General features: G+C 45.2%; 4 protein-coding genes and 3 CRISPR repeat arrays (1 of these 7 cut by a window edge). All 4 genes read right to left on the bottom strand.

The window, feature by feature from the left end; all coding sequences use genetic code 11:
* A CRISPR array of direct repeats spans positions 1-3451; the repeat unit is 36 nt; unit sequence GTTTCCATTCAATTAGTTTCCCCAGCGAGTGGGGAG (it extends 1682 nt beyond the left edge of the window).
* A gap of 119 nt (positions 3452-3570) precedes the next feature.
* A CRISPR array of direct repeats spans positions 3571-6303; the repeat unit is 36 nt; unit sequence GTTTCCATTCAATTAGTTTCCCCAGCGAGTGGGGAG.
* 111 nt (positions 6304-6414) lie between these two features.
* A CRISPR array of direct repeats spans positions 6415-9438; the repeat unit is 36 nt.
* A 184-nt stretch (positions 9439-9622) separates the two neighbouring features.
* Complete coding sequence (gene cas2 / locus QUB63_RS30390; protein WP_332949094.1) at positions 9623-9904, bottom strand: CRISPR-associated endonuclease Cas2; 282 nt, start codon at positions 9902-9904, stop codon at positions 9623-9625.
* Between the two features lie 3 nt (positions 9905-9907).
* A complete protein-coding gene (cas1, locus tag QUB63_RS30385; protein WP_332949093.1) occupies positions 9908-10900 on the bottom strand; it encodes a CRISPR-associated endonuclease Cas1 in 993 nt (330 codons plus the stop codon).
* 230 nt (positions 10901-11130) lie between these two features.
* Positions 11131-11415, bottom strand: coding sequence for a CRISPR-associated protein Csx18 (gene csx18, locus QUB63_RS30380; protein ID WP_332949092.1), 285 nt, complete (start codon positions 11413-11415; stop codon positions 11131-11133).
* Between the two features lie 154 nt (positions 11416-11569).
* Complete coding sequence (locus QUB63_RS30375) at positions 11570-13150, bottom strand: hypothetical protein (protein WP_332949091.1); 1581 nt, start codon at positions 13148-13150, stop codon at positions 11570-11572.
* Positions 13151-13174: the final 24 nt, after the last annotated feature.

The raw sequence follows: 13174 nt of genomic DNA, 5'->3' as shown, positions 1-13174 counted from the left end.
TCAATTAGTTTCCCCAGCGAGTGGGGAGGCAGCCGCATTAATTAACGCATTATTTTTAAGTTTCCATTCAATTAGTTTCCCCAGCGAGTGGGGAGCTATGATTATCGACCGATATACGTAGAAGCCGATAACAAGACCGTTTCCATTCAATTAGTTTCCCCAGCGAGTGGGGAGTCAGAATAAGCTGAGTTTTCATCAGTGTCCAACATTAGAGGTTTCCATTCAATTAGTTTCCCCAGCGAGTGGGGAGTAACTCAAGTAAATGATTTGATACCTGAATCGAGAAAAGAGTTTCCATTCAATTAGTTTCCCCAGCGAGTGGGGAGCGTGACCACTTTGGGAAACAGAGATTCATGGTCTCTTACTACAAAGGTTTCCATTCAATTAGTTTCCCCAGCGAGTGGGGAGCTCCAATCTTTAAAGTTAAGTTTAGTATTACGTTTCCATTCAATTAGTTTCCCCAGCGAGTGGGGAGAATTAAAAGAGATGGGCATTCCTGCGTCGTATGGCGTAAGGTTTCCATTCAATTAGTTTCCCCAGCGAGTGGGGAGGCGAGGTGCGAAGACCTAAACAAGACTCTGACATTGCTTGTTTCCATTCAATTAGTTTCCCCAGCGAGTGGGGAGTTGATTGAATCATCATTTAAATATCGGGCGATCGACCTTGATCGTTTCCATTCAATTAGTTTCCCCAGCGAGTGGGGAGCGGATCAATATGGCGGCGTGTTGGTGATGGAACGTTTCCATTCAATTAGTTTCCCCAGCGAGTGGGGAGCAAAACAAGCTCAGCGGGTAGGATCGACTTTTTGCGTTTCCATTCAATTAGTTTCCCCAGCGAGTGGGGAGATTATCAGCCGATATATATTGAAGCGGATAATAAAGTTTCCATTCAATTAGTTTCCCCAGCGAGTGGGGAGTTAAAAACCCCAGAAATGATATCGACTGGCTGACTTTAGTTTCCATTCAATTAGTTTCCCCAGCGAGTGGGGAGACTCGGTTTGCATCAGCAGTCTGTGAAAAAGCTGGTTTCCATTCAATTAGTTTCCCCAGCGAGTGGGGAGGGATTATAGTAGCCGGATTACTAACAGCCGGAGCTATTGTTTCCATTCAATTAGTTTCCCCAGCGAGTGGGGAGTAAAAAGCCGTTCTATCCCTTTTATCGAGCTTGCAACTCCATATCGTTTCCATTCAATTAGTTTCCCCAGCGAGTGGGGAGAATAGTATGGAAAACACAATCATTTTATTTTTTACCAGATGTTTCCATTCAATTAGTTTCCCCAGCGAGTGGGGAGATATAATCAATCACTTAGCAAGGCTGACTAATCCTTATGTTTCCATTCAATTAGTTTCCCCAGCGAGTGGGGAGTTGAGGAATTTGCAGAACAATATTCTCTCCTACCCATGTTTCCATTCAATTAGTTTCCCCAGCGAGTGGGGAGTCAAAAAGAAAGTCAAAAGGAGGGAACTAGATTGTTAAGTATGTTTCCATTCAATTAGTTTCCCCAGCGAGTGGGGAGCGGTTTTCCCGGCGAGAGAGTGTTTCGTTTTTAGTGTTTCCATTCAATTAGTTTCCCCAGCGAGTGGGGAGTGGAAAACTGCCTAACTTTTTCTTAAACATACATCTCTTTAAGTTTCCATTCAATTAGTTTCCCCAGCGAGTGGGGAGATGGCCAATTGATTTATTTTAGTTAACTCATCTCACTCCCCCCCACCGTTTCCATTCAATTAGTTTCCCCAGCGAGTGGGGAGGTCCTGCAGGAAGGCGTTCATAAGGCGCAGCTCGGTTTCCATTCAATTAGTTTCCCCAGCGAGTGGGGAGGGTAAATTGGAGCGTGAAAATGCAAGCGATTAGGTTTCCATTCAATTAGTTTCCCCAGCGAGTGGGGAGCAAAGGTTAGTTCTTGCAAGTCTAATCGGACAGTTGTAGTTTCCATTCAATTAGTTTCCCCAGCGAGTGGGGAGCTTGCATCAGATCGGTGGCGGTAGCGGGTCGCCATCGGGTTTCCATTCAATTAGTTTCCCCAGCGAGTGGGGAGTTTGGCTGAGTCCAGAATTCTCTTTTTATATCTTCTTGGATTCGGTTTCCATTCAATTAGTTTCCCCAGCGAGTGGGGAGATTCGGCCTCCGACTTGCTCCGCCCATAGACGTTCAACGTTTCCATTCAATTAGTTTCCCCAGCGAGTGGGGAGTTCCTCTTACCAAGGTTTTCTTATGAATAAACGTATACGTTTCCATTCAATTAGTTTCCCCAGCGAGTGGGGAGTGTTAGAGAATTTGTCAATAAATTAGAGAGTAAACTCTATGGTTTCCATTCAATTAGTTTCCCCAGCGAGTGGGGAGTATAGGGTGGGATAAACGACTCTATCTCAAAGTTAAACTACACGTTTCCATTCAATTAGTTTCCCCAGCGAGTGGGGAGATAAGTAAAGAAATATTTGTAAAATCCCGTATCAATGTTTCCATTCAATTAGTTTCCCCAGCGAGTGGGGAGTTAATATATGTTTCAAGATACCGGTGCAAAAACCTTCGTTTCCATTCAATTAGTTTCCCCAGCGAGTGGGGAGTCGGAAGGTGACTCACATCTACGCCCTTTATTCATCAGATGTTTCCATTCAATTAGTTTCCCCAGCGAGTGGGGAGTCTTTAGTTTTAATATCTGTTACTGCGGTTTGTAGGTTTCCATTCAATTAGTTTCCCCAGCGAGTGGGGAGGTAACAGAACAAAGCAGACAAACATCTATTTCTATTAAGGTTTCCATTCAATTAGTTTCCCCAGCGAGTGGGGAGCATTTTTCCAGACGTGTCAAGGTTTTTGAAAAAGTCGGCTGTTTCCATTCAATTAGTTTCCCCAGCGAGTGGGGAGGGACTCGCACAATACCTATGTTCAAGTCATGGGACGTTTCCATTCAATTAGTTTCCCCAGCGAGTGGGGAGGCACCTGCTTTGTTCATCTACTTTGCGCGGTAAGCGATTGTTTCCATTCAATTAGTTTCCCCAGCGAGTGGGGAGTTTAACGATTTAGAAGAGTTGCTGAAATGGTTTAATAAGTTTCCATTCAATTAGTTTCCCCAGCGAGTGGGGAGTCCGCGATCGCCACATTGCGATAATCTTCAATCGTTTCCATTCAATTAGTTTCCCCAGCGAGTGGGGAGCTTTTTGAGCCGCTTCCTCGATTGCGTCTTGCGTTTCCATTCAATTAGTTTCCCCAGCGAGTGGGGAGAGCGATGGATGCAGGCAATTGCTCAGCGCAAACCGAGTTTCCATTCAATTAGTTTCCCCAGCGAGTGGGGAGAACTACAACTACTGGGGAAATTTTGACGAGTTTGCCGAAGCAAACGTTTCCATTCAATTAGTTTCCCCAGCGAGTGGGGAGATAACTGCACCGAAGGAGTTTTTAGCATCTTGAGGATTTCTATGTTTCCATTCAATTAGTTTCCCCAGCGAGTGGGGAGCAACGGACTTTGATCTCTGGTTAGACACGAATTACGAGCATTCAGGTGAAGAGTTTTATCTATCAAAGAATCCCAACGACTATTTGATATATGAACAGCAGGAATTAGTAGATCAATGGAGTTTCCATTCAATTAGTTTCCCCAGCGAGTGGGGAGGTTTCTATATGTAATCCATTAAGAGCTTCTGGGTTTGAGTTTCCATTCAATTAGTTTCCCCAGCGAGTGGGGAGTAGGAAGAATTGGAGTATTTGTAAACGATGTAAAGATTAAGTCTTGTTTCCATTCAATTAGTTTCCCCAGCGAGTGGGGAGTAGTAAACCGAGTAGACAAGCAAGAAGAGTCTCAAGGTCAAGTTTCCATTCAATTAGTTTCCCCAGCGAGTGGGGAGTTAAAACTCCACCCTCTAAAGGTTCTGATTCAGATAGTTTAGTTTCCATTCAATTAGTTTCCCCAGCGAGTGGGGAGTCCGGTTCTTACTGAACATAAAAAAGATGTTAATAATGTTTCCATTCAATTAGTTTCCCCAGCGAGTGGGGAGCTCTGAATTCCCAATATCAGATACTCATCTCCTAACCGTTTCCATTCAATTAGTTTCCCCAGCGAGTGGGGAGTCGATACAACTAAAAACCTGCGTGGCTTGGTTGCTATGGCTGAAGTTTCCATTCAATTAGTTTCCCCAGCGAGTGGGGAGTCGGGTCTACCTCTCTGTAGAGGGTTTTCGATTTTGTGATCTTTTTGGTTTCCATTCAATTAGTTTCCCCAGCGAGTGGGGAGTGAACTGAAGGTGTCCCCTCCCACGGCCGCCGCCCCGCCGTCGGGTTTCCATTCAATTAGTTTCCCCAGCGAGTGGGGAGTGACCGACAGCGGCGGCACACTGCCGTCCAGCGGCATCACGTTTCCATTCAATTAGTTTCCCCAGCGAGTGGGGAGTTGAGCTTGATCTGCAGGCGCAGGTCGTTGAGTCTATATCGTAGTTTCCATTCAATTAGTTTCCCCAGCGAGTGGGGAGTTTGATGGATCCAATAAATGATCGATGTGGTACATGGGAAGGTTTCCATTCAATTAGTTTCCCCAGCGAGTGGGGAGTCAATTACTCTTTTTAGTTACTCTAGTTACTCGTTTCCATTCAATTAGTTTCCCCAGCGAGTGGGGAGGTTAAAACTGCTTCTGTCGCCGCTTTTCTTGCTCTTTCTTTAGGGTTTCCATTCAATTAGTTTCCCCAGCGAGTGGGGAGCGTAGAAATCCTTCTTGTCGACGGTGTGCTTGTACGTTTCCATTCAATTAGTTTCCCCAGCGAGTGGGGAGTTTCATAGTTACAACCAAGTCAGCAACGTCTGCAGTTTCCATTCAATTAGTTTCCCCAGCGAGTGGGGAGTTTCTAATGGTGGATCAACTGGAAACGGCTATCAACGCGTTTCCATTCAATTAGTTTCCCCAGCGAGTGGGGAGCCCAGATGCCAAAAGGGTAAGCAAAATCCAACACGGGTTTTCCGGTAATGTTTCCATTCAATTAGTTTCCCCAGCGAGTGGGGAGTGAAGTCCGGCCGAGACGATGACCTCTTCCACATACTTGGTTTCCATTCAATTAGTTTCCCCAGCGAGTGGGGAGCTGCAACGACAATTTCCACTAACACAAACTTTTCCAAGTTTCCATTCAATTAGTTTCCCCAGCGAGTGGGGAGCTGACCATGTCCAGATAGCGCACCTCGAATTTCCATTCAATTAGTTTCCCCAGCGAGTGGGGAGGCTAATCCTCATGCCAAAGAAGAGGATAAGTTTGTATTTCCATTCAATTAGTTTCCCCAGCGAGTGGGGAGGGGTTGAGAAAGCACTCATCGCACCAATTTGAATATTTCCATTCAATTAGTTTCCCCAGCGAGTGGGGAGCAAACTTTGCGCTGGTAGTTTTGGCCCAACCAGCGGGGAATTTCCATTCAATTAGTTTCCCCAGCGAGTGGGGAGTACTGCTGATTTTATACCCGCGTAAGCTATGTCTGACATATTTCCATTCAATTAGTTTCCCCAGCGAGTGGGGAGTTCCAAGTTACTTGTGACTTTATGTTCGAGGGTCAAGACGATTTCCATTCAATTAGTTTCCCCAGCGAGTGGGGAGATAACAATCTAGTAAATGAACTATATTTAGAAGAAATTTCCATTCAATTAGTTTCCCCAGCGAGTGGGGAGAGGAAGAGAATCATAAGTAACTAGAATATGATGAACATTTCCATTCAATTAGTTTCCCCAGCGAGTGGGGAGGATAAAATTGCAGAAATTCATTCGGAGGTAGTAGAAGAATTTCCATTCAATTAGTTTCCCCAGCGAGTGGGGAGTTTACGATAACTAAACTCTGCGTAATTAGTAGAAGAATTAAATTTCCATTCAATTAGTTTCCCCAGCGAGTGGGGAGAAAAGAAGTCACCTGGCGGGTAGATTGTTTTTTATTTCCATTCAATTAGTTTCCCCAGCGAGTGGGGAGTTACGATTTCGTCAGGCATAAAACCGTTAGTATCGTAATAATTTCCATTCAATTAGTTTCCCCAGCGAGTGGGGAGTAAACCGAGTAATACTGAGATAATGTCTCGGAAATTTCCATTCAATTAGTTTCCCCAGCGAGTGGGGAGTATGAGGCTAAGGAGCGCGATCGGCTCCTGAAATACAATTTCCATTCAATTAGTTTCCCCAGCGAGTGGGGAGTCAAAATATCAATCAGACGTTCTCGCCGCAGTACAGCAGCGAAATTTCCATTCAATTAGTTTCCCCAGCGAGTGGGGAGCTTTTAAGCTTGCACTTAAGGTATTGGATTGTCACTCAATGAGATTTCCATTCAATTAGTTTCCCCAGCGAGTGGGGAGAGCTTGCTACCTGTGGGCAAACTGCTGTTTTTGGTAGAATTTCCATTCAATTAGTTTCCAAGCGCGAGTGGGGAGCTACATCTCGAATCTTCCGTGTAAAAGTAAACTGTTAATTTCCATTCAATTAGTTTCCCCAGCGAGTGGGGAGTCTGACGAGGAAGATATGCTGAGCTTTTGGAATGGCACTGGATTTCCATTCAATTAGTTTCCCCAGCGAGTGGGGAGTCAAGGAGAATCTATTCCCGCTCTTACCTTATGGCATTTCCATTCAATTAGTTTCCCCAGCGAGTGGGGAGCCAACAGTCGGCTGACTACTATCAGTAATGCCTTATTCGGTAGCATTTCCATTCAATTAGTTTCCCCAGCGAGTGGGGAGTCGGCAAAGACTACTGGAATTACGCTCCACTAGCAAAATTTCCATTCAATTAGTTTCCCCAGCGAGTGGGGAGTGCAAAACATTGTTTCAAGTTGTTGCCAGAGTTATTTCCATTCAATTAGTTTCCCCAGCGAGTGGGGAGATCGCGTTATTGTCTTCGATCCAAATAGCAATCACATTTCCATTCAATTAGTTTCCCCAGCGAGTGGGGAGGTAATCTGAAGACTGCCTCTGATAAGCAATTAAATTCTCATTTCCATTCAATTAGTTTCCCCAGCGAGTGGGGAGGAAATAGCAAAAATTTCTCAAGCGCTGCGATCGCACAACAAATTTCCATTCAATTAGTTTCCCCAGCGAGTGGGGAGTTCCGTACGAGTATTCAGGGTTCTTTGCGATATTTCCATTCAATTAGTTTCCCCAGCGAGTGGGGAGGCTAAAGAGGCGGCAGAAGTTTCCTGTAAACTTTCCAATACTATTTCCATTCAATTAGTTTCCCCAGCGAGTGGGGAGTTAAAATTGTTAAACCCCGTATCGGTCAGTTGGTGAAATTAATTTCCATTCAATTAGTTTCCCCAGCGAGTGGGGAGATTCTTGAAGAGCTTGTCGCTAGCGTCCAAGTAGATGAATTTCCATTCAATTAGTTTCCCCAGCGAGTGGGGAGTTTAGTAATGAAAGTTATAAAACTTAGAGGATAGCTAAATTTCCATTCAATTAGTTTCCCCAGCGAGTGGGGAGATCAAAGCGAGTTTGATGTACTTGCCTTACTAGATTATTTCCATTCAATTAGTTTCCCCAGCGAGTGGGGAGTTATCTTTTGTCGGTCGGAAACCGACCTTTTGAATTTGAGATTTCCATTCAATTAGTTTCCCCAGCGAGTGGGGAGTTACCGCAATGATGGAGCGGATTGAGAACGGGACGATTTCCATTCAATTAGTTTCCCCAGCGAGTGGGGAGGTTGTCCGATGTCGGAAGGGGTCAAGAAATGGCTGGCATTTCCATTCAATTAGTTTCCCCAGCGAGTGGGGAGATTGGAAATCATCCAGCGGTTCGCGTACATTGTTAAGGTATGATTTCCATTCAATTAGTTTCCCCAGCGAGTGGGGAGGAGACCACTAAAGCTGAATAAAAATGCACAGCTTGCGTTCGTTCAGATTTCCATTCAATTAGTTTCCCCAGCGAGTGGGGAGGCGACGCGCTGCAAGAATAGTGGCGAACACTTCAAAACTATTTCCATTCAATTAGTTTCCCCAGCGAGTGGGGAGTTTGGAATATTTGAAAGCAAGAAAGAGAGGGCATGAATACTAATTTCCATTCAATTAGTTTCCCCAGCGAGTGGGGAGGAGGTTCCTGATGCCACCGACTAGCAACTCTGACATTATTTCCATTCAATTAGTTTCCCCAGCGAGTGGGGAGGGCGAATTTGTTGGTGCTACTTTGTGGTTCTACGACATTTCCATTCAATTAGTTTCCCCAGCGAGTGGGGAGCTGAAAGGATCTATTCAGCTTGATTGTTTGCCTCCAATTTCCATTCAATTAGTTTCCCCAGCGAGTGGGGAGTTAATTTCGGCTTGGGCTTCTTCCAATTCTTTTTATTTCCATTCAATTAGTTTCCCCAGCGAGTGGGGAGCAGCTTTACGATCGACCCCGACACCAAACTTTTTAAATTTCCATTCAATTAGTTTCCCCAGCGAGTGGGGAGATCGGTTGCACAAATTCGCAAGACCGTAACCGCCCTTTAAAATTTCCATTCAATTAGTTTCCCCAGCGAGTGGGGAGTTGAAGTGATTGTTTTGTTTCTATGCTTGTAAATCCTAGCCTAGAAAGATTTCCATTCAATTAGTTTCCCCAGCGAGTGGGGAGATTTGACTTGGAAGGTTGTTAGTGAACAATTGATTATATTTCCATTCAATTAGTTTCCCCAGCGAGTGGGGAGGATAGCGGTGTTCGCCAAGAAACTCAGCAAACTGTAGCATTTCCATTCAATTAGTTTCCCCAGCGAGTGGGGAGTGAAAACGGACTACGCAGTTACTCGTCGCCGGACGCAGTTATTTCCATTCAATTAGTTTCCCCAGCGAGTGGGGAGGACCCAAAAGGTTTCAAGAATTCCCCACAGTTTCTAACATTTCCATTCAATTAGTTTCCCCAGCGAGTGGGGAGTCTTCGTATTCATCTTCTGAAATATCAGAGATAACTACTTGATTTGGAATTTCCATTCAATTAGTTTCCCCAGCGAGTGGGGAGTGACCCCGGAATTTATCGCCGAACAAACAGAACTAGAGTTGAAATTTCCATTCAATTAGTTTCCCCAGCGAGTGGGGAGGTTTCATATCTGCGGCATATTATCTCTATCTCACTAAAGATTTCCATTCAATTAGTTTCCCCAGCGAGTGGGGAGCTGCTAACTCCAATTACGGGGGGATTAACACCAGTTTATTTCCATTCAATTAGTTTCCCCAGCGAGTGGGGAGCAAAATTGAAAACTGGGCAAGCGTGTTGTTTGTTGATTTCCATTCAATTAGTTTCCCCAGCGAGTGGGGAGAGTAAAATTGCTGAAGAAATTAAACGCATTGAAATAGAATTTCCATTCAATTAGTTTCCCCAGCGAGTGGGGAGATTTTGGTCTAAAAAATGATGTGAAAGAATTTTGCAAGATTTCCATTCAATTAGTTTCCCCAGCGAGTGGGGAGAGATAATGGGCAGGAAAGGTGTGATGTTTGCGATCGATTTCCATTCAATTAGTTTCCCCAGCGAGTGGGGAGTCCTCCATTATACACCCCATACAGCGCAAGCAGTCCAGAGGCCGTTTGCGAGGGGGTCGAAAATTGTCTTGACAAACACCGCAAATTCCCCGCAACAAAACCCTGAAACCCTTGCCCAGCAGTATATCGAGGGGGTCAACCACCGAATCGATGTTTCAGCGATTTGCCTGCCCCCTCGCAGATTTCAGATAATCACAGACTTGGGTGGTTCAGCAATCTCGCGCCCCACACCCCAAACCTCCACCTGGCTCAAGGTATGACTCGATAGCGGATAAAACCTGATACTATCCTCAGTCAAAACCACCAGTCTGCTAAGTCTCTTCTGAAGTTCCGCAAACTTCCTCGAAGTCAGCACGCATTCAAAAGTCGAATACTGCACCCAAGTCCCGTAACCTTTAAGCAGATCGTGTACCTTTTGGCGGCGTTTGTCATCCGGCATATCGTAAACCACTACATAAAACAACACGATCTAACGAATTTGATAAGGTTGATAAAGCTGAACAGGATTGTATGCAAACTGCTTGTATGCCTTAATTTGCTGATTTAGCAAATCCCATCGGGGCTGTTTGTCACCAGAATTAGTATTAATCTCCTCTTCCATGCGCTGCAAAAAAAACTTCAGATATTTAGCTCTGCCGGAATCATTCAGAAAACAGCCACTATTGCGATACACAAAATCGGTTTCAGCATCAATAGCCCTAGAATTAACAATCCACAGCACCAAAGAATCAACAATTGGCGCGCGAAACTCCTCAATCAAATCCGACGCCAAAGCCGCATGGCGATCCGTCCCCTGATGCAAACAAGCCGAATAAGGATCTAAACCTTGCAGTTCGATCAAACTCAACAAATGATTCCACAAAACCTGATACCCAAAACTCAGCATAGCATTCACAGGATTTCCCGGAGGGCGGCGCGATCTACTTACAAACACAAAATCTGGATTTTTCAAACACTCTTCAAAAGCCGAGAAATACTGAGCCGCCCCAGCACCTTCCAACCCCATCAACCGCTCAATAGTTTCAGCCTCACCCGCCTTTTTAATTAAATGTTCCAAACACTGAATCGCAAAAGCAATAACATCAGAAGCTTGTCGGCGCTGCTGTCGTTGGAGAATAACGCGGCTGTTTTTCAGCTTAGCTTGCACGATGCGTTGTGCCACTTGCAAGCGCTCCACAAAAGCAAGCTGTTGCTGGTAGCGAGACAGTTGCCGGTAGCCGCGCTCGATGGGAAGAATCCGCCCGTAACAGTAACCCATCCGCGAAAGATAAGCAATGGGAATATTCCGCCACAGACAAGTTCTAATTGCTTGAGTTGTGACTTGAGATTGACCAAAAATCAGAACTTGTTCCAGCAAAGGAAGCTGAACTTCACCGAGAATCACCTCGCCTTTTTTGACTACCAGCATTTCTCGCTGCAAGGAAACATAACAGCCCGGTTGGGAAACATAGACAGTACGCATAAGCAATAAAAAACTCGGTATTGCCAGAATTTTGGTAGGGGCGGGTTCACCAACCATCTGGGCCGCAGAGCAAGAATTCCTAAACCCGCCCCAGCCCAACAAACAATTCTAAAATACATTTTTGCCCGTAGGTTATCTGTTGTGTGGGGGCGGGTTTATTGAGATTCTTTGTGAGTATTAAAGGTTATTGGTGAACCCGCCCCTACGGAATTTTGGTCGAAAAAAACCAATTATTTTCGTTCTAAATTTTGGGAATCGCCTTCAATGATTTGCGACGATTCCGGGTCATAATTTAAGGGATTTTGGAGCGATCGATCGCGCGAAGGTTGCAGGTAGCGAGTGATTTGGTCGGCCGCAGTAGCCGTCAAAAAAGTAGCAGCCGTGACGAGGAACGTGTTAGTAATTACCGCAGCCAATCCGAGGGGTGCGATCAGGAGAATTATCAGAGTAACCGTACCGTTGACAAGGGCGATGGACAGGTTGCGGAGGTTAGCGGCGCGGGAGGTAGTGTACATATATTTTTACCTTTTGTGTGGGAAAACGCTTGGTGCGCCCTGGACGCACGCGGGGTCAGAAACCGGGTTTTTGCAGGAATACTTCGTTACAGCCCGCAGGTTGGGTAAAAAACCCGGTTTCTTGGCATTTTTCGGGGTGGGAGGGGGGATTGGTTTAGGTTTTTGAGGATGCTGATTCATCGTTGAGTGTTTTCAATCCCCAGTCGTAGAGGGAACGGAGCAAAGTTTTTTGAGGTATTTGCCAATTGCGATCGCAGATTTCTTTCAGCACTGCTACCATCAAGTCTCTAATTACTGCCGGGTCTTCTGAATGCTTGACAGGAAACAAGCCTCCATCAGACCAGAGCGATCGAATATTAGCCAAAGTTACGGATTCGCCTGAGTGAATTACTTGATTTCTTTTTTCCCGAAGTCGGTGCAGCAATTTGTACCATTTGTGATTTTCATCAAACTTTTTAGATTGACACCAGCCGTCAATTAACCCGCTAAATCCCGGTTGATATTTGCTGCCTAAATGAGTCAAATGAGGCGGAATTGTAATATAGCGCTTGCCGAGCCAATCACCGGATTTGCTGTGCAGGTACAGCAGCCTTTCTAAAGTTTGGACAAACTGGATAAAAGCAGCCGTGTAGTTTTGGCGGTACAAGGGCAACTCAATCAAAAAACTGGATTCCCAAGCTTGAACAGGTTGATTGCTTTTGAGCCGATCGAGCTGTGCTTCCCAGGCTTGAACTTGGCTTTCTCCTACTGATTTTAGCACATCTCTGGAGCGCACCCACTCTCCTATTTTAGTAAAAAATTTGTCATTTTCCCAGTTAGCCGAAAGAGCCAAAATGCCCGCTAATTTATAGATAAGACTGTAGCGATTTTGATGCAATTTCAGCCAAATTTGAGCTTCGGAAAAGTCGCCGCGCTTCCATGCAGAAATCACCCGCACCCGTTCCAGCGGCCAGAAATATTCGCCCATTGGAATTAGTTTGTAGCCTGGAGAATGACAGGCAAATTGAGCACCGCTGGGGTGAGGCGCAAAAAATGATTCCGGGTCGTCTGGAGTGGCGTTAAAGACTTGACATTGGCGGACTAAAGCAGCAGCGCAGATTTCGACACCAGAGGCGATCGCGGGCGTGCAGCCTTTATTTTGAATCCACAAAACAAACTGTTCGTCAATACCTGCGGGGGAGAAAAACTCAAGGGCTTCTCGCAAAATTAACTGTTCCAATTCTTCCCGAATAGCGCTGTTATCGTTGGCTTCAATTTGGGGAGTATGAACGTCAACTTTGAGATTTGGCCAAATAGATTTGATTTTACCTTCCATGAGTTTAGCAAGCCAGATTGTATCGAGGCGGCGGTAGAACCAGGAAACGTTTTCCGGCTGGTCAGTTCCCCACAATATGATATGTTTTAGTCCTTGTTTGACACCGGCTTCAATAATTTGATAGTCTAGCAACAGTTCAACTTTGCTAAAATCGTAAATCAGTTCGTAAATACAGCGATCGTAGTACCGCTTGCCTAAATCTCTAGCACTCCAAGGATAGGTTTTATCTTTTTCTTGATAGTTTTCCCGAGGGATTTCTATTTCTTGATAGAGTTCGTTAACGTGAGGCGGGTAGCCGATATTGCCGTCAGCACCGAAGGAGCGAATGACGCCATCTTTGCAGTTCCATCCCACTTGGCGCGTGCCTACGGTGATGATGAGGGTGTTGACCGAATTGGATGATACTTGTGTGTTTTTCATGGTTTAATTAGGAGTGGGATAAGT

Source organism: Microcoleus sp. ARI1-B5 (genome assembly GCF_036705795.1).
Taxonomy (GTDB): Bacteria; Cyanobacteriota; Cyanobacteriia; order Cyanobacteriales; family Microcoleaceae; genus Microcoleus.
This window is presented reverse-complemented; position numbering and strand designations above follow the sequence as displayed.